Origin of the sequence: Peptoniphilus rachelemmaiella, from assembly GCF_943169845.1 — a bacterium.
Lineage (GTDB): Bacteria > Bacillota > Clostridia > Tissierellales > Peptoniphilaceae > Aedoeadaptatus > Aedoeadaptatus rachelemmaiella.
This window is the reverse complement of sequence record NZ_CALPBW010000006.1, coordinates 91,163-116,166: the sequence shown is the minus strand read 5'-3', so window position 1 is coordinate 116,166 and position 25,004 is coordinate 91,163. Positions and strand designations below refer to the sequence as shown.

At 49.7% G+C, this 25,004-nt stretch carries 18 protein-coding genes and 1 other annotated feature; of the genes, 3 read left to right on the top strand and 15 right to left on the bottom strand.

Translation table 11 applies throughout. The features are described from left to right. Nucleotides 1–268, top strand: a 268-nt coding sequence (locus KO087_RS04085; RefSeq protein WP_215508000.1) for a hypothetical protein, incomplete at its 5' end; no start/stop codon positions are given. Between the two features lie 144 nt (nt 269–412). Here the strand turns inward: KO087_RS04085 and KO087_RS04080 are convergent. The 4 genes from KO087_RS04080 to KO087_RS04065 form a co-directional block, all read right to left on the bottom strand. Then, nucleotides 413–799 carry a methyltransferase family protein gene (locus KO087_RS04080; protein WP_251374909.1) on the bottom strand — a complete coding sequence of 129 codons (387 nt, stop codon included), beginning with the start codon at nt 797–799 and terminating at the stop codon, nt 413–415. Between the two features lie 171 nt (nt 800–970). Continuing rightward, complete coding sequence (locus tag KO087_RS04075) at nt 971–3,634, bottom strand: valine--tRNA ligase (RefSeq protein ID WP_215507999.1); 2,664 nt, start codon at nt 3,632–3,634, stop codon at nt 971–973. A 28-nt stretch (nt 3,635–3,662) separates the two neighbouring features. Next, nucleotides 3,663–3,850 (bottom strand) — a binding site (T-box leader). A 49-nt stretch (nt 3,851–3,899) separates the two neighbouring features. Then, nucleotides 3,900–4,889, bottom strand: coding sequence for a tryptophan--tRNA ligase (gene trpS / locus KO087_RS04070; RefSeq protein WP_215507995.1), 990 nt, complete (start codon nt 4,887–4,889; stop codon nt 3,900–3,902). Between the two features lie 21 nt (nt 4,890–4,910). Continuing rightward, nucleotides 4,911–6,227, bottom strand: a complete 1,317-nt coding sequence (locus KO087_RS04065; RefSeq protein ID WP_215507994.1) for an amidohydrolase — start codon at nt 6,225–6,227, stop codon at nt 4,911–4,913. 149 nt (nt 6,228–6,376) lie between these two features. Here KO087_RS04065 and rpsD point away from each other — a divergent pair, with 149 nt between their 5' ends. Continuing rightward, the gene (gene rpsD, locus KO087_RS04060; RefSeq protein ID WP_215507993.1) at nt 6,377–6,970 is read left to right on the top strand and encodes a 30S ribosomal protein S4; all 594 of its coding nucleotides are present in this window, start codon (nt 6,377–6,379) and stop codon (nt 6,968–6,970) included. Nucleotides 6,971–7,039: 69 nt separating this feature from the next. Beyond that, nucleotides 7,040–8,440 (top strand): UDP-N-acetylmuramate--L-alanine ligase, encoded by a 1,401-nt coding sequence (murC, locus tag KO087_RS04055; protein WP_215507987.1) that lies wholly within the window; start codon nt 7,040–7,042, stop codon nt 8,438–8,440. A 92-nt stretch (nt 8,441–8,532) separates the two neighbouring features. Here murC and KO087_RS04050 read toward each other — a convergent pair whose 3' ends face one another. From KO087_RS04050 to ftsE, 11 genes are all read right to left on the bottom strand, one after another. Further along, nucleotides 8,533–12,093 carry an S-layer homology domain-containing protein gene (locus tag KO087_RS04050; protein WP_215507985.1) on the bottom strand — a complete coding sequence of 1,187 codons (3,561 nt, stop codon included), beginning with the start codon at nt 12,091–12,093 and terminating at the stop codon, nt 8,533–8,535. A gap of 422 nt (nt 12,094–12,515) precedes the next feature. After that, the gene (locus KO087_RS04045) at nt 12,516–13,214 is read right to left on the bottom strand and encodes a hypothetical protein (protein WP_215507983.1); all 699 of its coding nucleotides are present in this window, start codon (nt 13,212–13,214) and stop codon (nt 12,516–12,518) included. 119 nt (nt 13,215–13,333) lie between these two features. Next, the gene (locus tag KO087_RS04040; protein WP_215507981.1) at nt 13,334–14,056 is read right to left on the bottom strand and encodes an amino acid ABC transporter ATP-binding protein; all 723 of its coding nucleotides are present in this window, start codon (nt 14,054–14,056) and stop codon (nt 13,334–13,336) included. Then, the gene (locus KO087_RS04035; RefSeq protein WP_215507980.1) at nt 14,040–14,729 is read right to left on the bottom strand and encodes an amino acid ABC transporter permease; all 690 of its coding nucleotides are present in this window, start codon (nt 14,727–14,729) and stop codon (nt 14,040–14,042) included. Before KO087_RS04035 ends, KO087_RS04040 begins: the two co-directional genes overlap by 17 nt. Before the next feature lie 65 nt (nt 14,730–14,794). Further along, on the bottom strand, nt 14,795–15,709 hold the full coding sequence (locus tag KO087_RS04030; RefSeq protein ID WP_215507978.1) for a transporter substrate-binding domain-containing protein: 915 nt from the start codon (nt 15,707–15,709) through the stop codon (nt 14,795–14,797). A 322-nt stretch (nt 15,710–16,031) separates the two neighbouring features. Further along, the gene (gene uvrA, locus KO087_RS04025) at nt 16,032–18,860 is read right to left on the bottom strand and encodes an excinuclease ABC subunit UvrA (protein WP_215507976.1); all 2,829 of its coding nucleotides are present in this window, start codon (nt 18,858–18,860) and stop codon (nt 16,032–16,034) included. A 15-nt stretch (nt 18,861–18,875) separates the two neighbouring features. Further along, the gene (gene uvrB / locus KO087_RS04020; protein WP_215507974.1) at nt 18,876–20,846 is read right to left on the bottom strand and encodes an excinuclease ABC subunit UvrB; all 1,971 of its coding nucleotides are present in this window, start codon (nt 20,844–20,846) and stop codon (nt 18,876–18,878) included. 24 nt (nt 20,847–20,870) lie between these two features. Beyond that, on the bottom strand, nt 20,871–22,034 hold the full coding sequence (locus tag KO087_RS04015) for a S41 family peptidase (protein ID WP_215507972.1): 1,164 nt from the start codon (nt 22,032–22,034) through the stop codon (nt 20,871–20,873). Between the two features lie 62 nt (nt 22,035–22,096). Then, nucleotides 22,097–23,380, bottom strand: coding sequence for a murein hydrolase activator EnvC family protein (locus KO087_RS04010; protein ID WP_215507964.1), 1,284 nt, complete (start codon nt 23,378–23,380; stop codon nt 22,097–22,099). 24 nt (nt 23,381–23,404) lie between these two features. Continuing rightward, entirely contained in the window at nt 23,405–24,310 is a 906-nt protein-coding gene (ftsX, locus tag KO087_RS04005; RefSeq protein WP_215507962.1) for a permease-like cell division protein FtsX, read from the bottom strand. Further along, nucleotides 24,297–24,983, bottom strand: coding sequence for a cell division ATP-binding protein FtsE (gene ftsE, locus KO087_RS04000; RefSeq protein ID WP_215508006.1), 687 nt, complete (start codon nt 24,981–24,983; stop codon nt 24,297–24,299). Before ftsE ends, ftsX begins: the two co-directional genes overlap by 14 nt. Nucleotides 24,984–25,004 lie beyond the last annotated feature (21 nt).

The following is a 25,004-nucleotide window of genomic DNA, read 5'->3' as shown; positions in this document are numbered from 1 at the left end:
TGCACTTGTTTGCCCCCCTTTATTATGTTGTGGTGATTTAATTTTAGGTGATAGGGAAAACAAGTGCTATCTTTTTGCACAAAAATATCCATTGAGGAGATTACTCCCCAATGGATATTATAGAGCCAATATAAAAACGGATACCGAATTTTCAGCATCCGTTTTTCTTACTCCGTTTATCCGTATTAATCTATCTTTAATAGACCTTACCATGGCATTTGCTTACGCGATTAACGATCCATTAAATCTTTTCTTTTTTCCTTATTGAGCCTCTGGTTCGAGCGGGAGTTATTTTTTCATTCTCACGACTTCCTTTTCGGAAACCACGGAATCACGCGGTTCACTTCTTTACAATAAGCCGCATATTCCTCGCCGAATTGACGAAGGAGCCACTTCTCCTCCGTCTGTTTCATTAGCAGCGTAAGTATCGCCCAAAAAAAAAAGGCAGAATCAACAAGATCACATTGGCGGCGAAGAGCAAGGCGCCGGTAAAGATGAACATAAAGGCGGTATACACCGGATTGCGAACCACGCCGTAGACGCCCGTGGTAATTAATTCCGAGGCACGGGCCTTAGCATTGATTTTTTGAATGATTACTGCCTGTATCCAAAGGTAAAGCCCGGCGAGAACAAAGAAAATCCCTGCCGCGATGAATAAATACCTTCCCTTTTCCATGCGCCCCACGGCCATAAAGCTCTTGTTCCGACAAAGAATGCCCATGGCCGTCAAAAAAAGACAGCTCAACACATACATAGGGCCCACGCCAAAGGCAGGCATATTCGCGCGATCCGATCCCATAATTCCTCCCTAATTTTTTATTTTCGCCCTTTGATACTCATTCTCTTTTCTATTATATCGCAAAAGAAAAACCGGAGCATGGAAAAACGGATGCCTTCTCCTTCAGCATCCGTTTTTCGCTATGAATTCAATTAATCGCAGGCGGTCAAACTCAAAATACTTTCCTAAAACCTAATCCGCCAATTGTTTTTCGACGAAAGCAGCCCGCTCTTTTAAGTTTTTGAGGTTTTCTTTATACATTTCCAATTTTTCCCGCTCTTTTTGTACGACTTCGGGTTTCGCTTTGCTGACGAAGTTTTCGTTGGCCAGCTTCTTTTCCGCACGCTCGATTTCCGCCTCGGTTTTTTCCATGTCTTTTTTCAGCCGTTGGGCTTCTTTGTCGTAATCGACCAAGTCTTTCATTGGAAGGAAAAGTTCCGCTTTTTCCACGACCACGGAGATAACATCGTCGGAGACGGCGTCGCGATCGGGAATTCGCTCAATGGCGGTGCAGTTGGCCAAATTGGCGAAATGATCTTTTAATTCGTCGTAGACTGCCGCCCGGGCGTCGTCGTCGGTTAAGAGGTAGAGCTTGCTCTTTCTAAAGGGCTCGATATCCATTTCCGCTTTGGCATTGCGAATGCCGCGAATGGCTTCTCTGAGAATGGAGATTTTTTCCACATCGTCGTGGTAGCTGTAGATGCCGCTTTTCGGCCAGTCACTGACGATGAGATCGCCCTCGGTGGACGGCAGGAAGGCGTAAATTTCTTCCGTAATGTAGGGCATAAAGGGATGGAGCATCTTCAAAATCTTTTCTAATACATCCAACAGGACGCCGTAGACTACTTCTCGGTCTTCGATGTCGTCGCCGTAGAGGCGGGGTTTCACCATTTCGATGTACCAGTCGCAGTATTCGTCCCAAATAAAGTCGTGTACGGCTTCGGCGGCCATGCCGATGTCGTATTTTTCGATTTTTTCCTGAACTTCCACGATGGTTTCGTCGACGCGGGTTAAAATCCAGCGGTCTTCCGAATGGAGTTTGTCCTTCATAACCTTGGCGTCGTAGAAATCCTCCGGCAGATTCATCAGCACGAAACGCGATGCGTTCCACAATTTATTGCAGAAGTTGCGGTTGTTCTCTACCCGCTTGTAGCTGAAGCGCATGTCGTTGCCCGGAGTGGATCCGGTAATCAATGTAAAGCGAAGGGCGTCGGCGCCGTATTGGTCGATGACATCCAAGGGATCGATGCCGTTGCCCAAGCTCTTGGACATTTTGCGTCCCTGTTCATCACGAATGAGCCCGGTGAGGTAAACGTCGGTGAAGGGCAATTCCTCGGTGATTTCCAGGGCGGAGAAGACCATGCGGATAACCCAGAAGAAGATAATGTCGTAGCCTGTGATTAACACATCGGTGGGATAGTAATAGTCCAAATCAGGCGTGGAATCGGGCCAACCCATGGTGGAGAAGGGCCACAAAGCGGAGCTGAACCAGGTGTCCAATGTGTCTTCGTCTTGGCGAATGTTTTTGCCTCCGCAGGCACTGCAAGTGTGGACGGCTTCTTTCGATACCATCACCTCGCCGCAGTCGTCGCAATAGTAAACGGGCAGGCGATGGCCCCACCACAATTGACGGGAAATACACCAGTCGCGAATATTTTCCAGCCAGTGGGTGTAGATCTTTCCGAAGCGTTCCGGAACGAAGTGGAGCTCGCCTTTTTCGTAGGCGTCCAGTGCGGGCTTGGCCAATTCTTCCATGGCGACGAACCATTGCTTGGAAAGCATGGGTTCGATGACGGTTTTGCAGCGCTCGCAGTGGCCCACGGCGTTGTGGTGATCGTCGATTTTCACCAAGTAGCCGCCTTCGTCGAAATCTTTGATGATGGCTTTGCGTGCCTCTTCGCGGCTCAGACCTGCATATTTTCCGGCGTTTTCGTTGAGTCGGGCTTCTTCATCCATAATCAGCAATTGTCCCAAGTCGTGGCGAGCGCCGACCTCGAAGTCGTTGGGGTCGTGGGACGGGGTGATTTTTACGGCGCCGGTGCCGAATTCCGATTCCACGTAGCTGTCGGCGATAATGGGAATCTTCCGCCCGATGACGGGGATGACGGCATGCTTGCCCACATAGTTTGTAAAGCGTTCGTCGTCGGGGTTCACGGCGATGGCCAAGTCCCCGGGAATGGTTTCCGGTCGGGTGGTGGAGATCATAATGGCGTCGTCTTCGCCGTCGATGGGATAGCGGAAGGTCCACATTTTGCCTTCTTGCTCTTCGTGTTCCACTTCCGCATCGGAAAGGGCGGTTTTGTCGTGGGGGCACCAGTTAATGATGCGGTCGCCCTGATAAACCAGACCTTTGTTGTAGAGGCGAATAAACATTTCTTCGACGGCGGCGGACAAGCCTTCGTCTAATGTGAAGCGCTCTCTGGACCAGTCGCAGGAAACGCCCAGTTTCTTTAATTGGTTTTTAATGTTGCCGCCGTATTCTTCCGTCCAGGCCCAAGCGGCTTCCAGGAATTTTTCCCGGCCCAAACTATCTTTCGACTTGCCTTCGTTGCGAAGTTTTTCCACGACTTTTACTTCCGTGGAAATGGACGCATGGTCTGTCCCCGGAATCCACAGGGCGCTGTAGCCCCGCATGCGCTTGAAGCGGATCAAAATGTCTTGCAGGGTGTTGTTCATGGCGTGTCCCATGTGCAAGTTCCCCGTCACATTCGGCGGCGGCATGACGATGGTAAAGGGCTTTTTGCCCGCTTGCTTATCCTTTTCCCGATCCGGCGTAAACTCGCCTTTTTCCATCCATTGGGCATAGATGCGCGCTTCGAAATCCTTGGGCTTATAGGTTTTCTGCATACTGTTCATAATTCCTCCTACAAAAAAATCTCGCCCTGAAAAGGACGAGATTCCGCGGTACCACCTTTATTCCGTATTGCTACGGCACTTCTTCCCCATAACGACGGGACGCCGTTTCGCTCTCGCGAAAAATGATGAAGGCGACCTTCAATTGCTTCGCCGACCGCTTCCACCACCCGCGATCTCTCTTTAGACGAGGAACAATCTACTCCTCCTTCACTTGTGTAAAGATAGGTTCATTATAGAAAATCTTCTGTGAAAAATCAAGACTTGTTTAAAATTGTACTAATCCGACTTTTCTATAGACTTTTCTTAACGTCTTTTGTGCCAGGTAAGACGCTTTTTCCGCGCCTTCTCTGCAAATGGCTTCCAATTGTTCTTTGTCGCCGCGAATGGCGTGGAAGCGCTCTTGCACCGGAGCAAGGCCTTCGACCACCGCTTCGCCTACGGCTTCTTTTAATTCGCCGTAGCCTGCGGATTTAAATTCACGTTCCGCTTCTTCCGGGCTAATGTGTTTAAAGGACGAATAGATGTCCAGAAGGTTTTTAACCCCCGGTTGCTCGTCGGTATAGGCGATGGTTCCCTTGGAGTCGGTAACCGCCCGTTTGATTTTTCGGCGGATGACATCGGGTTCGTCTAAGATTAAAATAAAGGCATTTTCGTCGGGATCGGATTTGCTCATTTTCGATGTGGGATCTTGCAAGCTCATGATCTTCGCTCCCACCTTCGGCGCCATAATGTCCGGAATGGTAAATGTAGGCGAATAACGGGTGTTAAAGCGTTCGGCAATGTCGCGGGTGAGCTCGATGTGTTGCCGTTGATCTTCCCCGACGGGCACGAAGGAGGATTGATAGAGGAGAATGTCCGCCACCATAAGTACGGGGTAGTTTAAAAGCCCGGCGTGCACTTCTTTTTGTTTTTTGGATTTATCCTTAAATTGGGTCATGCGATTTAATTGGCCGACGGAGGTAATGGTGTTTAAAACCCATGCCAATTCCGTGTGCTCAGGCACTTGAGATTGGATGTAGAGAATCGATTCCTTCGGATCGATGCCGCAGGCCACATAGAGTGCGATTAAATCCAGGGTCCGCTTTCTTAAATCGGCGGGGTTTTGGGGCACGGTAATGGCGTGCATATTGGCGACGCAGTAAATGCATTGGTACTCTTTCTGCAAATCGGAAAAATTGCTGAGTGCGCCTAAGTAATTGCCGATGGTCAAACTACCGGAGGGTTGAATGGCCGAATATACCACTTTCTTATCCATAATATCCTCTCTTTCCGCGGCCTAAAGGTCGCCTTTTATTGCATCGCTTAATTCTTTACGTTCTAAAAGTTGTTGGAATTTTCTCTCCACCTCTGCCCGAATATCGTCGAGATTGACCCGGGTCAGTTTCCGGTCCTTTAAGACAAATTCGCCGCCGATTAAAACGTGTTTAACATCTTCCGCCTGCGCCGAGTAGCACAGGGCGCTGATTAAATTATTTCTCGGCGTAAAGCTCGGTGAATTTAAATTAAAGCAGGAAATATCCGCCAGCTTTCCGACTTCGATGGAGCCGATTTCATCTTCGCGTCCCAACGCCTTCGCCCCGTTAATGGTGGCCATGCGTAGCACATCTTCCGCCTTCAGCACCTCGGGATCGTAGCTTATGCCCTTGGCGAGAAGACTGGCTAGGTGCATTTCCTCCAACATATTTTGATTGTTGTTGGAGCTGTCGCCGTCGGTACCCAACGCCACGGTAAGGCCTTTGTCCATCATTTTTTGAATGGGGGCGATGCCGCTTGCCAGTTTTAAATTACTGGAGGGGTTGTGCACCGGGAAAAATTTCTCCGGATCCACCAAATCCATGTCCTCTTCCGTCATATGCACGCAGTGGGCAGCAATGGTGTGTACCTGATCCAGCCCCAAATCCCACATATAACGAATGGGCGTCGTGCCGTACAGATCCGCGGCATCGTCCATTTCCTTCAAGGATTCGGACAAATGGGTGTGGAGTATGCCGTCCATTTCTCCGGTAAGTCGGATGATGTCTTTAATGTAATCGCCGCTGCAGGTGTAAATGGCGTGAGGCGCCGGTGCCACTTCCACCAAATCGTCGCCCAGGCCGTGGCTGTTAATATAGAGCATGCGGGTTTCTTCTAATTTTTCGTCTCCGCCGCCGTCGATGTCTGTGAGTCCGCGGGTCAAAAGCCCCCGCATACCGATGGCGACGGCCGCCTGGGCCACCATGTCCAAGTGGTAGTACATATCGCAGAACGTCGTCGTTCCCGATAAAATCCCCTCCGCCATGGAAAGCAAACTGGCCCAATAAATGTCTTCGCGAGTCAAATGGGCTTCCAGGGGCCATATGGCCGTGGTAAGCCACGTGTTCAGATCCATGTCGTCGGCGTAATTTCTGAAATAACTCATCCCCAAATGGGTGTGGGCATTGATAAAGCCCGGCACGAGCAAAAGATCCCGACCGTCGATGATCTCTGCACCGTCCAGTGTGCAGGCATCTGCAATGGCCGCAATCTTGCCGTCTTTTATCTCGATGTCTTTGTGGTCAAAAACCTTTCCGGCCAACACATCGACGTATTGCGTGTCTTGAAAAATGGTATGCATAAGTCCTCCTCGCAAGTCTTTCTTTAGTATAGCACAAGGGATAAAAAAGCGGAATATAGCCTTTTTTCTCTTTACATATCATCAATTTTCTTGTATAATACCAGAGGTTCTAAATTATCGCGGCAAATTATAATTTAGGAGTGAAGACAATGGCAAAAATGATGGGACCTAGATTCAAACAATCCAGAAGATTAGGTCTGAATGTATGTGGACATCCGAAGGCGATGAACCGCGCCGGCAGAGGCACGGCTCGTTCCGACAAGAAGTTAACCGAATACGGCAAGCAATTGTTGGAAAAACAAAGACTCAGAGCTTACTATGGCGTAATGGAAAAGCAATTTTACCGCTACGTCCTCGATGCACAAAAAGCTGAAGAAGAAACCGGCCCTGCACTTGTTAAGCGCTTAGAAGTCCGCTTAGATAATTTAACGTATCGTATGGGTTTTGCATCTTCCATTCGTCAAGCAAGACAAATGGTTACCCACGGTCACATTCACGTAAACGGTAAGAAGATCAACATTCCCTCTTACCAAGTCCAAGTCGGCGACGTGATTTCCTTAAGCGACCGCGGCCGCAAAGTTGACATGTTCAAAGAAAACTACGAAACGAACTTCGTCAACGCCTATCCCTACATCACGAAGGAAAAGAACAATCGAGCTACCTTAAGCTCCGAACCCGCTCGTGAAGATATCCCTGTTGAAATCGAAGATCAACTGATCGTCGAATTCTACTCCGGAAAATAAGAAATTGCGGATTTTCCGCAATTTTTTTATTTGTCGTCTTATAAATAACTACCAGGAAGTGAGGTAAGTATGTTTCAATTCCGATTTGGAACGACGGATTATCACCATATCCACTTTATCGGCATCGGCGGCATCAGCATGTCCGGCCTCGCGGCACTGATGCTTTCAAAAGGTTACACCATCTCCGGCAGCGACCGAAAGGCTTCGCCCATTACGGAGCACTTAAAAGAATTGGGCATTACGGTATACGAAGACCACGATCCCGCTCAAATCGAAGATGCGGATCTCGTCGTTTACACCGACGCCATTCAGATGGACAATCCCGAATACCGGGCGGCCATTGCCAAAAAGATCGACGTGGTGGATCGCGCCACGTTCCTCGGCGCCGTCATGAAGAATTTCCACGTCTCCATCGCCGTTTCCGGCACCCACGGCAAGACCACCACCACGTCCATGATCGCCACGGCCATTAAAGACGAGCCCTTCTCCCCGACCATTATGGTCGGCGGCAACCTCGGCGAAATCAGCGGCAATGTACGCATCGGCGAAGGGGACTTCTTCCTCACCGAAGCCTGCGAGTATCGGGCCAATGTATTGAAATACTTCCCTTCCACGGCGATTATTTTAAACATCGACGAAGACCACCTGGATTTCTTCGACAACATCGACCACATTCTGGAAACCTTCCGTGCCTACGCCGGCAACCTCGGCGAAGGGGATGTGTTGATTTTAAATAAGGACGACGACTACGCCTACAGCATGAAAGACTCCACCAAGGGCCGGGTCGTGACGTTCAGCTACAAGGGCGATGCCGATTACGAAGCCCGTAATCTCGTCATCGATCCCCACACCGGTCGCCCCGCCTACGATTTATACATTCACGGCGAAAAGGTCGCGCCCATTCAGCTGCAAGTCATGGGGCTGCACAATGTGTCCAATTCACTTGCCGCCATTAGCGCCTGCGTGGAAAACAACATTCCCATGGAAGATGCCATCAAAGGCGTCCTAGGCTACCACGGCGTGGGCCGCCGCTTGGAATTTAAAGGCGAGGTAAACGGCATTCGCGTCATCGACGATTACGCCCACCACCCTACGGAGATCGCATCCACCCTCCACGCTTTAAAGCCCACGGTGAAAAATCGGCTGATCTGTATCTTCCAGCCGCACACCTACACCCGCACGAAGCTTTTGTTGGATAGCTTCAGCCACAGTTTTAAGGAATCGGACATGACCATTATCGCCGATATTTATGCGGCGCGGGAAAAAGACTACGGCGACATCCACTCCAAGACTTTAGTGGAAGCGGTAAAGGCCAATCACGATTCAGCCATTTACATCGGCGAACAGGACGATATTTTGGACTATATCAAAGACAAAAGCCGCCCCGGCGATGTAATCCTCACCATGGGTGCCGGCGATATCTATCGCGTTGGCGAACGCTTCTTGGAAGACCTTAAAGTGCAAGCATAAAATTAATAACAAAACTGAGCACACCCCCGACACTCATGCGGTGTCGGGGGGTTCGCCCAATGAAAAACTCCCGGCAGGACCGGGAGTTTTTTTTATCTTAACTTATTTATGTTAAACACAATTTGAGCGATTTCCGCTCTCGAAAGTTGTTTCTTGCCTTGGAAAGTGCCGTCTTCCATTCCGTTAAGAATTTTCGATTTAGAAAGTTCTTTTACGGCTTCTCTCGCCCATTTAGGGATCTTGTTTTGGTCTTTAAATTGTTTTGCCTGACCGTCGAAGTTGATTTTCTTCATTTGCTTGTAGCGGTAAAGAATGGTTGCCATTTCTTCTCTTGAAATGTTCTTATTCGGCGCGAAATGGGTCGCGTCCATTCCGTTTACAAGGCCCATTCCCTTGGCCCAGTTTACATACTTGCCGTAATAGGCACCCATATCAATGTCTTGGAAACTGATATTCGCGGTGAACACGTTTACTTTTTCGAATCTACCTAAGATGGCAATGAATTCTGCCCGTGTCATGGCTTTATTCGGTTCAAAGCGATCGCCTTTTACAATATCTTCAAAGAGTTTTTCCTTCAAGCTAAAATTGATGGCTTCTTTTGCCCAGTGGTTTTCAACATCCACGAAAGTCGGCGATTGCTCCTTGGCCTTTTCCTTGTGTTTCTCCTGTTCCTTCGGCGGCGCAGACTTGAAGAAATTAAAGTTGTACCATCCTCTTCTCGGAGCGGCTTCTTCCTTTCTCTTCGGTTTCGAAGGACTTGGAGGCGTCGGTTTCGAGGGACCAGGAGGCGTCGGCTTCGACGGATTCGGTTTCTGCGGATTGTTCGGATCAGGTGTCGGCTTCGACGGATTCGGTTTCTGCGGATTGTTCGGATCAGGCGTCGGCTTCGACGGATTCGGTTTCTGCGGATTGTTCGGATCAGGCGTCGGCTTCGACGGATTCGGTTTCTGCGGATTGTTCGGATCAGGTGTCGGCTTCGACGGATTCGGTTTCGACGGATTGCCCGGATCAGGCGTCGGCTTCGACGGATTCGGTTTCTGCGGATTGTTCGGATCAGGCGTCGGCTTCGACGGATTCGGCTTCTGCGGATTGTTCGGATCAGGCGTCGGCTTCTTCGGATCCTGCGGTGTCGGCGCAGGCGGCGTTGATTGCTCTTGTTTTACTTCCTCTAAGACCTGCTTCAGATCCTTGATTGCCGCATTCATACCGTCAAGCGATTGCCCTTGAAGTGCGGTTTCAGCATCCTTTAAGGTGTTTTTGAGTTTTTCCTTCAACTTTGATGTCGGGGAAAGATTGATCGCCTTTGCTTCTTCAACGAGCTTTCTCAGCTCATTTTTAGCCGCTTCCAAAGTTTTCGCCTTGTTCTTTTCAGCTGCCTTTTCTGCATTTTTACGAGCGGCGTCTTCTTGAATGGATTGAATTTCAGCGACACTGCCAGCGCCATTGATTTGCTCCACATACTTCGATACCTCATCCGGCTCTAAATCAGAGAGCTTTTTCACTTCTTCAATCGCCATCTTGCGCGCATTTTCAAGTTCCGTCTTTGCCGCGGCTTTTTCTTGATCGAGTTTTTTGTATCTTTCTACAATAGGTTCGATCTGGGCGAGCGCTTTTATCGCCATAATTTCTTGTATCGCCGAGTTGACTTCACTCTCGCTTAAATTTTTGAATTCTTCAATTTTATACAGTGCAGCGGACTTAGCTTTGTTTAAGTTAAACTGAACCGCACCGTCATATGCTTCTTTTACGAGATCGAGAGTATCGGCTTCTTGAATTTCCTTCGTAAACCGCTCTTTGTCATCGGCGCTTAATAAAGCGAGAGTCTCCAACTTGCCAATATACTCTTTCTTGGCATCGTCGAGATCTTTCTTCTTCATAGCAGCTTCACTTAAGGATTCATACTTTTTAACGACCTCATCAATTTGTTCCTTATCTGCCGCAGCTTTTAAGTCATTATCCGCTTGACTCAGCTGATCGGCCGTTAAGCCCGGGAGACCTTGAATCTTCGCGAGAGCGTCTTTTTTCGCTTCGAGGATCTTCGCCGCATTTTCCGCTTCCTGATTCTTTGCCTCTGCTTCCTTTAAGAGGGTTTCTACATCGGGGATCGTCGTGGCAGCTTGAATCTTTTTGATGATCTCCGTCTTATACGCCTCGTGTTCCCCTGTAAGGAAGGTGTATTTCTCATTAATCGTTTTAATGGCAGCTGCTTTTTTCTCATTAAGAGGGCGATTCTTTTCGTCTTCTATCTTCTTATCTTCGGCTTGTGCGTCCTTTACAATGTTGTTAATCTCTTGTTCGGAAGAAGCACCGGTTACTTTCGCTTGATAAGCCGTTTTCTTGCTTTTGTCCAGGTTCTTCAATTCGCCGATGGTTTTATTGGCTTCTTGCCGCTTGGGTCCAAGAGAATCTCGCAGTTTTGGAAGAATGATCGCTTCTAAGGCTCTAGCTGCATTGTCGACCTCATTTTGAGTTCTATCCTCTTTTTCTAAATTATTCTTTATCGTCTTGATTTGCGCTTGAAATTCCGTTAGCTTGTCTGCAGAATAGGTCTTCAATTCTTCATAAAGCGGCGTCGCTTTTGACATATCCACCTGAAAGGTCTTCGTTACGACCTGCGAAGGGTTAAAATTGTCTCCCTCTTGAGAAAATTTAAATTCCGTGTTGTTCGGCGTATCCTTGGAGACGGCGTAGAACACCCCGTCTTTTATCGGTGTCAACTCTTGAGACATTTTTGCCTTATCAAGGGTAAAGGTCTTTTCTTCACTCCCCTTTACAACCTTCAACTTCGGCAATTTCTTTTGAATGGGCGTCGGATCCAGTTTCGGATTATCGGGCAGAGAAATGGTGAAGCCCGCCATTTTATCTTTGCTTTCTCTCTCTTTAAATTCTACACTAGGCGCATCGTAGGTATCTTTAAGAACCATTTTTTTGCTAATGGTTTTTCCCTTGCCCTTTTCTTGGTGGACGACGACGTACTCATCGCCTGCATTCGCTCCATAGGTGCTCTTCAACTTTTCCATGGGAAAGTCGTAGGAAATCGCGTTCGGAACATTCTTTTTGTCAAACAAGAAATTCTTCCATTTACCATCTTTCTTGGTGTAAATGTACATGTTCAAAGACCCCGTCATTTGCGAAGAGATCATGATCTTATCTTTCGTCTGCTCCACGATGGGGGCTAAGCTTTTTTGACCCTTGACGCTGACATGACCGACCTTCGTTTCTTGAGCACCCTTTACAACGTAAAGCTCGACGACATCGCCGCCGCTAAATTCTCTGAAGGGGATAAGCGGTACTCCGCCGGCACCCATGATTTGATCCGAGGTGTAGTCCTCTTTGATGTGCTCTTGTTTTACCGGATCCAGTAAGTTCTTTTTATACGTTTGACCATCGGTGATCAGCTTCATTCGCAGCGTATCGCCAAGATCCAGTTTGTTGTCATCTTTCAATTTTTTCGTATTGATCTGCAGTGTTTTGTCGCCGATTTCAGGTCGTTTGTGGAAATACATTTCCATCTCTTGCCCTTGGCTTTGTACAATTTCATTGCCCATTGTTCCCGTTTCGGCATAGACAACACCGCCGGAAAATGACGTAGATAACGTCGCAAGGCTTAATGCCAACGCAAGAGTTTGATTTACTTTATTATATTTTCCCATAAATCCTCCTTTTGTATTTTTATTTTATAGGAGAATTACTTGCCCTGTCACCTCTTCGCCATTTCACAGTTTTTTCACCAAGCCCTCGTTTGTCATTCACGATTTTAACCGTTCTTTCATCCCTGCCCTTGTAAACCCCGTTCAAACATTCATTCTATTTCAATATTTTTATTTTTTAAAATAGGCATAGAACATACAACTCGTTCATACGATGCTCAAAATGCATTATTTTTCAAATCTTCAATTTCTTTTTTTTATTTTTACACAAACGGCTCTCACGAAAATTTCACTGATAAAAAATCCTATTTACTTCTTTCTTCCTATTAAATGCTTTCTTCCTTTTCTTGCCTGTTTTTCCCATGAAAAATCCCCCGATTCGTCCGGGGGATCTGTCTTGTTTTTGAAAAATGAATTGACGGTGCCTAATTGGCGTCTTTCCGAAAGCGGGCCGCTTTTTCATTGAGGATGTCTTCCAATTGATTGTAGGTGTTCATCATCTTCGGCTTCCTTGAATTCCCTCGAAGGGTAGTTAATCTTTCCCGCGGCCGGTTAAAATGCCCTTCTGAAATCTCTTCCATGAGATAAAGCTGACCCACGCTTTCTCCATAGGTGGCGTGCTCTTCAAAGCTTGCGAAAAAAGCCTCGTTCGCTTTGAAAATACGATCGAAGGACGGCAGATCCTCCAGTTTAAAATAAGCTATGGCCAGATTGAGGCGATAGACCAGCTTGAGGTTCTTGTTTTTTAAGTAGTTCACGTCCATGGATTCATAGACATCCACCAACTTGGCGGGCTGATTTAAATCCAGATAGCCGGCGCCTAAATTAAGCTTCATGATGTTTTGAAGGTATTTATTCCGCGTTCCCGAAATCAAGTTCTCCAATTCATCGACGAATTTTTTGTAGTCTCCCCCCTCGTAAAGGGCCATGACGGGCTTCAATTGTCGTAACTTGTAAAAATAATAGCCGGTGTTCATGATGGCCACAAGAAGGATTAAGGCCAAGCCTAATTTCCAATAGACGGAAAGAAAAACCCTCTCGTCGATGTGGAGGACGTTCGTTAAAACCAAAAGGGCGATTCCCAAGACCACGCCGGCAAGAATCACTTTCAGGCTATGTTTCATCGTCGTCTCCTTTCCCCAGATTCATACCCGTTTCGAAAACACATTCCCAAGAAAAAATCGAGCGGCCTTATGCCCCTCGATTCTTCGGAATGATAAATAGGAATGTGTCTGCAATGATTTTACAGCACTTTGTTTAAGAATTCTTGCGTCCGGGCTTCTTTCGGATGACCGAATACTTCTTCCGGCGTGCCTTCTTCCAGCAAATAGCCTTCGTCTAAGAAAAGGATCCGATCCCCCACTTCCCTGGCGAAGCCCATTTCGTGGGTGACCACCACCATGGTCATCCCCTCTTTGGCCAGCTGTTGCATAACGTCCAACACTTCGCCGACCATTTCCGGGTCCAGTGCCGACGTGGGTTCGTCAAAAAGCATGACCTTGGGCTCCATGGCCAAGGCACGCACAATGGCAATCCGTTGTTTTTGTCCGCCGGAGAGTTGATTGGGGTAGCTGTCTTTTTTGTCCAAAAGGCCGACGCGATCCAAGAGCTTTTCCGCCTTGGCCTCAGCCGCCTTTTGATCTACGCCCTTTACCAACATCGGCGCCATGGTTATATTTTCCATGACGGTTTTGTGGGGAAAGAGATTAAAGGATTGAAAGACCATGCCCATGTCTTCGCGAATTTTTTCGATTTCCGTGTTCTTGTCGTTAATGTCCACGCCTTCGAAGATAATTTCGCCGCCGTCGGCTTCTTCCAGGCGATTCAAGCAGCGCAGGAAGGTAGACTTCCCGGAGCCCGAAGGCCCGATGACGACCACCACTTCCCCGTCTGCGATTTCCGTGGAAATGCCTTTTAAGACTTGGTTGTCGCCGAAACTTTTTGTCAGATTATGAATGCGAATCACTGTTAGCCAACCTCTTTTCAAACACACTGATGACCTTGGAAAGGCCGGTTACGAGAATCAAGTAGATAAGCGCCGCCGTTACGTAAGGCATAAAGGGCTTGTAGGTGGCCCCTTGAGCGACTTTTGCCTGATACATTAGGTCGCTTACGCCGACGAGGGCAACGATGGCCGTTTCTTTAATTAAGGTAACAAACTCGTTGGCCAGAGCGGGAAGCACGGTCTTAATGGCTTGGGGCAAGATAATGTAGCGCATAATTTGGCTTTTCTTCATCCCCAAGGACGCTGCCGCTTCCCCTTGGCCGCGATCCACGGCGTTGATCCCGCCGCGAATGATCTCCGACACATAGGCCGAGGAGTTCATGCACACAGCGATCAAGCTTAAAGCAAAGGGATTTTTTAAGGCCGCGTATTGATCCGGCAGAACGCTGGAAAAACCGTAGTAGAATATCGTTACTTGAACCAATAATGGCGTGCCCCGAAAAATCTGCACGTAAATTTTGGCGATGGCTTGCAGGGGCTTTAACTTCGACCGACGAAGCAGCACGATTAAAATACCCAAGAAAAAACCGAAGAACACCCCTAAAAAGGAGAGCTTTAGGGTCATTAAGGTGCCCTCTAAATAGGATGAACCGTACTTACCCATAAAGGCCATCCATGAATTCATTAAGTTCATTTTTCCTCCTCGATAGAAAAAACTGTTTCACGAGGAAACAGTTTTAACTCTATGGTTCGGGCAATTTATTTGCCGTTGTTTTCTGCTGTGGCTTCCTCAGCACCTTCATTGCCGGTGGATTCGTCGGCCAGTTTTTCGTATTCTGCGATCAAGTTTTTGATCTTGCCTTCATCGATTAGTTTTTGCACCACTTGGTTAATGTAAGCGGTCAAGGCGTCGTCGCCTTTTTTATTGGCGACACATACGCCCGGTTCTTCAGGAACGCCTGCGTCGATGACGACGAGTTCGGGGAATTGCTTGGCGTATTGTTCGCCGGAGCTTTTGGAGATAACCAGTGCATCGGCGGTTTTGTTCTTCACTTCCATGGCAAGGTTGTTTAACTTGGAGAGGCTCTTTAATTCGACATCTTTCGGGAAGTTTTCACGAACGGTGGACTCTTGAATGGAGCCGGTTTGTGCGCCGACGACCTTGCCGGCAAAGTCTTCCATCTTCTTGTATTTGTCTGCATCTTCTTTGCGAACGAGAACCACTTGTTCGTTGGTGAAGTACGGTACGGAGAAATTCACCGCTTCTTCACGTTCCGGCGTGGCGGAAAGACCGGCGATACCGATGTCCGCTTGGCCGGAGGTAATGCTCGGAATAATACCGTCGAAGTCCAAGTCCTTGATCTCGAGTTCGACGCCCATTTCCTCGGCAATGGCTTTGGCGATTTCAATATCGAAACCGACGATTTCGTCTTTACCGTCTTTTAAAAGGTGCCATTCGTAAGGGGGGTAGTCGGCGCTGGTAGCCAAGACCAATTTGCCGTTGTCCTTAATTTTCTTTACGGCGGCGTCCATGTCTTCTTGGCTCACTTGAGCAGCTTCTTTTTTGCCTGCGTTGTTCGCTGCGTTTTCTCCGTTTTTCGCACCGGATCCGCAACCGACCAATGCAAATGCCAGTACCATGGCTAAAATTGTAAGTAAACCTGTCTTTTTCATTTTATTCTCCCTTCAATCTCAAATACATCGGCTGTCATTCCTGTCGGCATTGTCTTTTAGGGCCGGACGCGCAAGTCGAATGGATTCTTCCCTTGCGACAATTCCGATCGCTCTCGAAAAATTTTTCTGTATTCAAGATTAAGGCCTCCTTCTTTGTTTTTTCTTTTGTGAGATTATACTATAGTACGTTAAAATCTACAAGAAAATCCGAAAGAAAACGAGAAACGGTGTTTCTCGCCGAGGCCTTTCTCGAAACCCATTCCCTTTTGGAAAAATCTTCTATAAACGGTGCCCCTCACTAAATGCCTTGCATCGCATCCCTTTATTTCTCCAGCAGTGGTTTCAAATAGATGCCCGTATAGGAGGTTTCGTTTTTCGCCACATCCTCGGGCCTGCCCGTGGCTACCACTTCGCCGCCACCGTCGCCGCCGTCGGGGCCAAGGTCGATAATGTGATCCGCCACTTTAATGACGTCCAGATTGTGTTCGATGACCACCACGGTGTTGCCCATGTCCACGAGCTTCGAGAGGACGCCTAAGAGCTTTCGAATGTCTTCGGCGTGGAGGCCGGTGGTGGGCTCATCGAGGATATAGAGGGTGTTGCCCGTTCCCCGCTTGGATAGCTCCGTGGCCAGCTTGATTCGCTGAGCCTCGCCGCCGGAAAGTTGGGTGGAGGGCTGACCCAGTTTAATGTAGCCCAGGCCCACTTCCTGCAAGGTAGTGATTTTTCGTAGGATCCTCGGATGGTTTTCGAAAAATTCCGCCGCCTGATCCACGGTCATATCCAAGACGTCGGCGATGTTTTTGCCCTTGAATTTGACCTGAAGGGTTTCCCGATTGTAGCGCTTGCCGCCGCAGACTTCGCAGGGCACGTAGACGTCGGGGAGAAAGTGCATTTCCACTTTCAAAATCCCGTCGCCCTTACAGGCTTCGCAACGGCCGCCCTTCACATTAAAGGAGAAGCGGCCCTTGGCGTAACCGCGGATTTTCGCCTCGTTGGTTTGGGCGAAAACGTCGCGAATGGAATCGAAGACGCCGGTGTAGGTGGCGGGATTGGATCGAGGCGTGCGGCCGATGGGGCTTTGATCGATGGAGACGATTTTGTCCACGTGCTCCAAGCCCTCGATCTTTTCGTATTTGCCGGGACGCACTTTGTTTTTGTTGACCTTTTGCGCCACGGCTTTTTTCAGGATTTCGTTAATAAGGGAGCTTTTCCCCGAACCGGAGACGCCGGTGACGCAGATAAACTGCCCCAGGGGAAAGTGCACGTCGATGTTTTTTAAATTGTTTTGCGCCGCGCCGTAGACGACGATTTCATCCCCCGTGTAGGGACGCCGCTCCTCGGGCACGGCGATTTTTTTCTTTCCGGAAAGGTATTGCCCCGTGAGGGATTCTTCCACTTGAATGATCTCGTCGTAGCTACCCTGTGCTACAATATGGCCGCCGTGGACGCCGGCACCGGGGCCGATGTCCAAGATCTCGTCGGCTTCCCGCATGGTGTCCTCGTCGTGCTCGACCACAATCAGGGTGTTGCCGATGTCCGTAAGGTTCCGAAGGGACTTTAAAAGCATGGCATTGTCTTTTTGATGGAGGCCGATGGAGGGCTCGTCAAGTACGTAGGTGACGCCGACGAGGGCGGAGCCGATTTGGGTGGCGAGGCGAATGCGCTGGGCTTCGCCGCCGGATAAGGTGCCCGCCATGCGCGCCAGGGTGAGGTAGCCCAGGCCCACTTCTTTTAAGAAGGAGAGGCGCTCGTGGATTTCCTTTAAAATCTGATCGGCAATGCTTCGATCCATGTCGCTAAGTTCCAGTGAATCGAAAAATTCCATGGCGTCAACGACAGAAAGGAGGGTGGATTCGTAAATGTTTTTTCCGCCCAGCTTAAAGACCAAAGATTCCACCTTGAGCCGAGCCCCGTGGCAATCGGGACAGGGAATATCGGAGAGGAAAGGCTCGATTTTTTCTAAGGTGCGATCGCTGGCGTTTTCCGAGTAGCGTCGATTTAAATTCTTCAGAATGCCCTCAAAGGGGCCACTGTATTCTTTGTCTCCGCTGAAGTAGGAATTAAAGACGAAGTGCAAGGGCTTTTTCGTGCCGTACATTAATTCGTCGATCATGGCTTGCGGTGCCTCTTTAATCGGCGCCTTGGTGGAAAAATCGTATCTTGCCGCAATTTGGTCGATGATTTCTTTGTAGTAGGTGCCTTCCGTGGTGCCGTAGCAGGCGATGGCGCCTTCGTCAATGGAAAGCTCTTTATTGGGAATGATGAGCTCCGGATCCGCCCGGCGGCTGCTTCCCAAGCCCTTGCAGGTAGGGCAGGCTCCCATGGGCGTGTTAAAGGAAAAAGAGCGAGGCGTGGCCGGCTCGATGGCAATGTCGTGTTCCGGGCAGGAATAACTCGTGGAGTAAAGCTTTTCGTTGCCGTCCATGGTGTCGACGATGACCGTGGAGCCGGAGATCTCAAGAGCCGTCTCGATGCTGTCGGTAAGGCGGCTCTCGATGCCACCCTTGATAATGATGCGGTCCACGACGACGAAAATGTCGTGCACCTTGTTTTTATCCAGCTCGATCTCTTCTTCCGTGCGGTGCATTTCCCCGTCGATAATCATGCGCAGAAAGCCGTCTTTACGAATGCGGTTTAAGACCTTTTTGTGCTGCCCTTTTTTCTGGCGCACCACCGGCGCCAAAAGCTGAAAGCGGGTGCCCTCTTCCATTTCCATGATCTTGTCCACGATCTGATCTTCCGCAAAAGCCTCGATGGGCTTGTTGCACACCGGGCAATAGGGCTTCGCTACCCGTGCGTAGAGCAGGCGGATGTAGTCGTAAATTTCCGTCACCGTGCCCACGGTGGAGCGGGGATTTTTCGACGTGGTCTTTTGATCGATAGCGATGGCCGGGCTCATGCCCTCGATGTAATCCACCTCGGGCTTATCCATTTGGCCTAAAAATTGCCGCGCATAGGAAGACAAGCTTTCCACGTAGCGCCGCTGCCCTTCGGCGTAAATGGTGTCGAAGGCCAAGGAGCTTTTTCCGGAGCCGGACAGGCCCGTAATGACGGTCATTTTATTTCTCGGAATATAGACGTCGAGGTTTTTTAAATTGTGTTGGCGCGCACCGTGAATGTGGATCGCCTGTTCAATGGATGGGTTCATCTAATTCCTTTCTCTCTATTCATTTAATCCGTAGCGTTCTTTTATCTCTTTTATTTGATCCCGAATGCTTGCCGCCCGCTCGAAATTCAATTGCTCGGCGGCTTTAAACATTTCCGTTTCGAGGTTTTTCAGCATGGCCAGAATATCTTCCTTGGCAAATTCTTCGTCGAAGGCTTCCACTTCTTCCGCCGCAATGGTGTTTTCGATGGTGTCGCGAATACCCTTGACGATGGATTTGGGCACGATGCCGTGTTTCTTATTATAGGCCATTTGAATGGCGCGGCGTCGCTCCGTTTCTTCGATGGTGCGGGCCATGGAGCCGGTGATGGTGTCGGCATACATAATGACGCGGCCCTCCACATTTCTCGCGGCGCGGCCCGCCGTTTGAATGAGGGAGGTTTCCGAACGCAAAAAGCCTTCTTTGTCTGCATCCAGTATGGCCACAAGGCCCACTTCCGGAATGTCCAAGCCCTCCCGCAAAAGGTTAATGCCTACGAGCACGTCGTAGACGCCGAGGCGAAGATCCCGGATGATCTCCATCCGTTCAATGGTCTTCACGTCGGAGTGGAGGTAGGCCACCTTCATGCCCATGTCCTTAAAATACTTGCTCAAGTCTTCCGCCATGCGTTTCGTCAAGGTAGTGACCAAGGTCCGCATATTTTTTGCGGTCATGGCGTTGATCTGTTCCGTTAAATGGTCGATTTGATTCTTCGTGGGCACCACGTCGATCTTCGGATCCACGAGGCCTGTGGGGCGAATGATCTGTTCCACCCGCTGCATCTCGTGTTCCGTTTCGTAAGGCCCCGGTGTGGCGGAAACGTAGACCACCTGATTCTGCAGAGCCTCAAATTCCTCGAAGCGCAAGGGGCGATTGTCCAGAGCCGAAGGCAGGCGAAAGCCGTATTCCACCAAGGTTTCTTTTCTCGCCCGGTCGCCGTTAAACATGCCGCGAATTTGGGGCACCGTGGCATGGGACTCGTCGATAATGGTCATAAAATCCTCGGGGAAGTAGTCGATGAGGGTGTAGGGGCGGCTCCCCGCTTCCCTGCCGCTTAAGTGACGGGTGTAGTTTTCGATGCCGGAACAAAAGCCCATTTCCTCGAGCATTTCCACATCGTAATTGGTGCGCTGTTCCAATCGCTGGGCCTCCAGGAGTTTTTCCTGATCCCTGAGGGTGAAGAGTCGCTCTTCCAATTCCTTGCGAATGGTCTTCACGCCCCGCTCGATTTTTTCCGGCCGCGTGGCAAAGTGGGACGCCGGAAAGATGGACACGTGGTTTCGATAGCTTTCGATGTGCCCGGTGACGGCGTCTACTTCGGCGATTTGATCGATTTCGTCGCCGAAAAATTCCACGCGAATGGTCTTATCCGAATTGCCGGCGGGGAAAATTTCCAGCACATCGCCGCGAACGCGGAAAGTGCCCCGGGAAAAATCCACGTCGTTTCTCACGTATTGAATGTCCACCAGCTTGCTCATAAGGGCGTTTCTGTCCCATTCCATGCCCGGGCGCAGACTCACCACCAAATTCTTGTAATCGATGGGGTCGCCTAAGCCGTAGATGCAGCTCACCGATGCCACAATGATGACGTCCCCGCGCTCGAAGAGAGCCATGGTGGCGGAGTGGCGCAGCTTGTCGATTTCGTCGTTAATGCTGGCGTCTTTTGCGATAAAGGTGTCCGTCCCCGGCACATAGGCTTCCGGCTGGTAGTAATCGTAGTAGCTGACGAAGTATTCCACAGCGTTGTCCGGGAAAAATTCGCGAAACTCCGATGCCAATTGGTAGGCCAGGGTCTTGTTGTGGGCGATGACCAAGGTGGGCTTTTGCACCCGCTCGATGAGATTGGCCATGGTAAAGGTCTTGCCGCTTCCCGTCACCCCCAACAGGGTTTGGTGCTTCATGCCCTTTTCGATGCCCTCGGCCAATTTATCGATGGCCTGTGGCTGATCGCCGGTGGGTTTATATTTGGAATGAATTTTAAAATCCATACATCCTCCTGCAAAAAGAGCGATCTAACGACCGCTCTTCTCTATAATGGCAATTGCCTTTTGCAATTGTGTGTCCTGATCTCGATGCTCCAGTCCGATGGCCTTCACATTCTCCGGCAGGCTGACTTTCACATCGGGCTCAATGCCCTTGTCTTGAATACTTACCCCGGAGGGCGTGAAATATTCACTGGTAGTAAGCTTTATGCCGCCGCCTCCGGGCAGAGGCACCAGGGTTTGCACCACGCCTTTGCCGTAGGTCTTTTCGCCGACCAAAGTGGCCGCCTTGTTGTCCTTTAAGGCACCGGCCACGATTTCCGACGCGGAGGCGCTGCCCCCGTTGACCAAAACCACGATGGGCTTCTTCCAGCTCGCTTCGTCGGAGGTGTAGTGGAAGACTTCCTTGTTTCGATTGTCCTTGGCGCTGACGATGTCCGCCTTGGGAAGCAATTGATCGCTGACGCCGACGGCGGCTTCGAGAATGCCGCCGGGATTGCCTCGCAGGTCGAGTATCAATCCCTTTTTTCCCGCCGCGGCCTTCATGGCCTCGGTAAATTCCTGTACCGTGTCCTCTTCAAATTGGGTGAGGCCGATGTAGGCAATGTCTCCGATGGAGCCTGTGATTACCGATTCCATGTGGATCTCATCGCGGGTGATCTTCACATCCCGCACTCGGCCTTCCCCTTCAGACATTATGCCCAGAGTCACCACGGTGCCCTTGTCGCCCTTAATGTGTTTCACCGCCTCTTCCATTTCATCGACGGTGTATTCCACCCCATTGACGGAGACAATTTTATCGCCGGATTTCAAGCCCGCCGCTTCCGCGGGGGAGCCTTTTATGGGCGCAATGACGGTAATCAGTTTAGAGTCTGCCACGGCGCCGATTTGCACGCCGATGCCGAAAAATTCGCCGGTGGTGGATTCCATAAACTGTTTGTACTCATTTTCGTCGAAATACTGGCTGTAGGGGTCTTTCAGTGCGGCGACCGTACCCTTTTTCCTGCCTTCAATAAAATCTTTCTCCGTAATTTCGTCGCTACGCAGGTAGTATTTTTTTAAGAAGTGCTCCAAAACTTTCGTCTGCGCCACTTCCTTGACACTGCCCGTCGCCAATTGCACGGAAGCGAAGGCGGTGATGATATTGGTCGCGAGCAAAAGGGCAAGGATGCCCGCCAAGTGTTTCTTTTTCATAGGAACTCCTCTTTGTAAATGGAAGAAAGAACCTTCCCGAAGAAAGGTTCTTTTGCTTTCGATTATAAATAGTTAAGGGGGTTTTGCACCGCACCGTTGACCCGCACTTCAAAGTGCAAGTGCGCGCCGGTACTCATGCCCGTGCTGCCCACGTAGCCGATGGTTTCGCCGGCGGATACCGACTGTCCCGGGCTTACGGCTCTGGAAGATAAGTGGCCGTAGACCGTAACCTTGCCGCCGTGATCGATCATAACGCAGTTGCCGTAGCCGCCCATAAAGCGAGAAGCAATGACCGTGCCCGATGCAGCGCTCACCACCGGTGTGCCGTTTGGTGCGCCGATGTCCACGCCGGTGTGGAGTTTGCGGTATTTCAAAATCGGGTGGATCCGATAGCCGAAAGGCGAAGTGATCCGGTGATGACCCGGTACAGGCCAATACAATTCGCCGGTTCGCGCTTCCGGTGTCGCCTTGGCGCCATACTGAACCACGTCGGCAGGGGCACTGCTTGCGGCAGTCCTTGCACGGGGCGCGGATGCTTTTTGGCGACGTACTTGTTGTGCCGCCCGTTGTTTGGCCAGGCGCGCCGCTTCTTCTTGTTTCGCCTTTTGAATGGACAGATCCAAATTCGCGATTTGCGATTCAATGGCATCGGATTCCCGAAGCATGGCGTCGTATTGTGCTTCATAGGCACTTAAATTATTCATCAGGCTGTTCATGTAGCCTGCCTTTTGCGCGTTGGCCGCCTCAAGATTGCTCCGTTCGATGCGAGCTTGTTGTTGCTTTTGAGCCAACTGCTTTTCCTGCTCGGCGAGAAGGGCCTGCTTCTCTTCGATTTCCTTCACCTTGGCGTTAATTTCGTCGATAAGCTCGCGGTCACTGGTGGCAATGGAGCGAATCATGCGGGCATTTCCGATTAAGGACGTGGCGTCCGTGGAATCCAGAAGAATATCTAAGTAGCCGCGGTCGTTGGCGATGTACATGGCGCGAAGGCGCTTGGCGTAAAGATCTTTTTTCTCTAAAAGCTCCGCCTTTGCCGCCTCCAGCTCCGCTTTCGTTTTCGCAATCTCAGCTTGAAGCTTTTGCATTTCGCCGTTTAATTGATCGATCTTTATATTGACCCGAGTGATTTGTGCATCCAAGGCGCTCATTTCCGCCTGAACCGCAGCCACTTGGCCTTTCGTTTGACTGATCTTGGATTGGGTGCCGGCCATATTGGATCGGATCGAGCTTTTCTTTTGCACCGCTTTGGAACGGGCGGCTTCTAAACCCGACGCCGCTACCGGCTGTGAACTTAACATTAAAATAGCGAGAGCCGCGGAAAGTTTCTTCCTGTGATTCCCTTGCAAAGTGAACCTCCTTCTGTTTACCGTCTATACATCTAAGAACCGCTTCAGCGACAGAGAGCTTCCGATTAAGCCGACGCCGACACCGATACATAGAAACATAATGGCCATGTCTTTCAGCATATCCGCGGGGCGGATCAGCTTCAGGCCCATAAGGACATTGAGTTTTTCATCGAACAGGCCGAACATGCCTTTGTAGCCTAAGTACACCAGTACCAAGGCCAAAGCACCGGCCACAATGCCGAAGACCATGCCTTCGATCAAAAGTGGCCGACGGATGTAGCCGTCGCTGGCACCGATGTATTTCATGATCTGAATTTCCTGACTGCGATTGGCGATGGTGGATTTAATGGTGTTGTGAATCAGCACGATGGCGATAATCAAAAGAATCGCCACGATGACCACACCTAAAATGCGTACCCAATCGTTGACTTGCACGATTTTGCCGATTAATTCATTGAGGTAATCCACTTGATAGATCCCTGGCATGCCCTGTAAGGTATTGGCCACGGTTTTCGCCTGTTTTATGTTGGACAGCTGCAAAGTAAGGGAGGCCGGCAGGGGATTTTTTTCCATGCCTTCCAAGAAATAGGCGTCGTTGGTAAGCTCCATGTTCTTGGAAAAATCCTGCCAAGCTTGTTCTTTTGACGTGTAGCTGACCTCTTTCACATAGCCTGTAGCCTCGGCCTTTTTAATAATGGCCCGTATGCTGTCTTCGTTGGCATCGTCATTTAAGTAAACCACCACTTTGTCCACTTTCTTTTCCGTTTCGTTGACGATGCCGGTCATATTTAAGACCAACAGCACCACCACGCCGAAGAGGACCAAAACGGCCATAATGGAAATGACGGACAAAAGGCTCATGCCCTTGTTTCTCGCGATGCCTTGAAAGGCTTCTTTTATGTTATTGCCGAACTGTCTAATCCACCGCATCGTAACCTCCCACGTTCACATCGCTGATGATTCGACCGTTGTCGAGGGTAAGGACCCGGCGTTGCATATGGTTGACAATTTTTCTGGCGTGGGTGGCCATAATCACCGTGGCGCCATCATCGTTAATGCGCTTTAAGGTTTGCATGACGGTCATGGCCGTCTCGAAGTCTAAATTTCCCGTGGGCTCGTCGCACACTAAAACGGGCGGTTTGTTTACGATGGCACGGGCAATGGCGAGGCGCTGCCCTTCCCCACCGGACAATTCGCCCGGATAACTGTTTAATTTATCGCTTAATCCGACAAGCTCCAACACTTCCGGCACGCGCTTTTTAATGGTGCGGCCGCTTTCGCCGACGATTTCCAAGGCATAGGCCACGTTTTCGTAAGCGGTCTTTTTTTGAAGCAGGCGGAAGTCTTGAAACACGACGCCGACTTGACGCCGCAATTTGGGTATATACCAAGAAGACAATTCGGTAATGTCTTTATTGTTCACATAAATGTGGCCGCGAGTCACTTTTTCCTCGCAGATCAACAATTTAATTAAGGAACTTTTGCCTGCGCCCGATGCGCCGACGATAAAAACGAATTGACCGTATGGGATTTCCAGATTAATGTCCATTAAAGCTTGTACGCCGTTTTTGTACTCTTTATAGACATTTTGAAACGTAATCAACAACACACCTCATTCCACACA

Coding starts and splice junctions, on each gene's coding strand:
- rpsD (WP_215507993.1), top strand. CDS start 6,377: ATGGCAAAAATGATGGGACCTAGATTCAAACAATCCAGAAGATTAGGT.
- KO087_RS04050 (WP_215507985.1), bottom strand. CDS start 12,093: ATGGGAAAATATAATAAAGTAAATCAAACTCTTGCGTTGGCATTAAGC.
- KO087_RS04075 (WP_215507999.1), bottom strand. CDS start 3,634: ATGAACAGTATGCAGAAAACCTATAAGCCCAAGGATTTCGAAGCGCGC.
- KO087_RS04045 (WP_215507983.1), bottom strand. CDS start 13,214: ATGAAACATAGCCTGAAAGTGATTCTTGCCGGCGTGGTCTTGGGAATC.
- uvrB (WP_215507974.1), bottom strand. CDS start 20,846: ATGGATTTTAAAATTCATTCCAAATATAAACCCACCGGCGATCAGCCA.
- KO087_RS04015 (WP_215507972.1), bottom strand. CDS start 22,034: ATGAAAAAGAAACACTTGGCGGGCATCCTTGCCCTTTTGCTCGCGACC.
- uvrA (WP_215507976.1), bottom strand. CDS start 18,860: ATGAACCCATCCATTGAACAGGCGATCCACATTCACGGTGCGCGCCAA.
- KO087_RS04065 (WP_215507994.1), bottom strand. CDS start 6,227: ATGCATACCATTTTTCAAGACACGCAATACGTCGATGTGTTGGCCGGA.
- KO087_RS04035 (WP_215507980.1), bottom strand. CDS start 14,729: ATGAACTTAATGAATTCATGGATGGCCTTTATGGGTAAGTACGGTTCA.
- murC (WP_215507987.1), top strand. CDS start 7,040: ATGTTTCAATTCCGATTTGGAACGACGGATTATCACCATATCCACTTT.
- KO087_RS04030 (WP_215507978.1), bottom strand. CDS start 15,709: ATGAAAAAGACAGGTTTACTTACAATTTTAGCCATGGTACTGGCATTT.
- ftsX (WP_215507962.1), bottom strand. CDS start 24,310: ATGCGGTGGATTAGACAGTTCGGCAATAACATAAAAGAAGCCTTTCAA.
- KO087_RS04080 (WP_251374909.1), bottom strand. CDS start 799: ATGGGATCGGATCGCGCGAATATGCCTGCCTTTGGCGTGGGCCCTATG.
- trpS (WP_215507995.1), bottom strand. CDS start 4,889: ATGGATAAGAAAGTGGTATATTCGGCCATTCAACCCTCCGGTAGTTTG.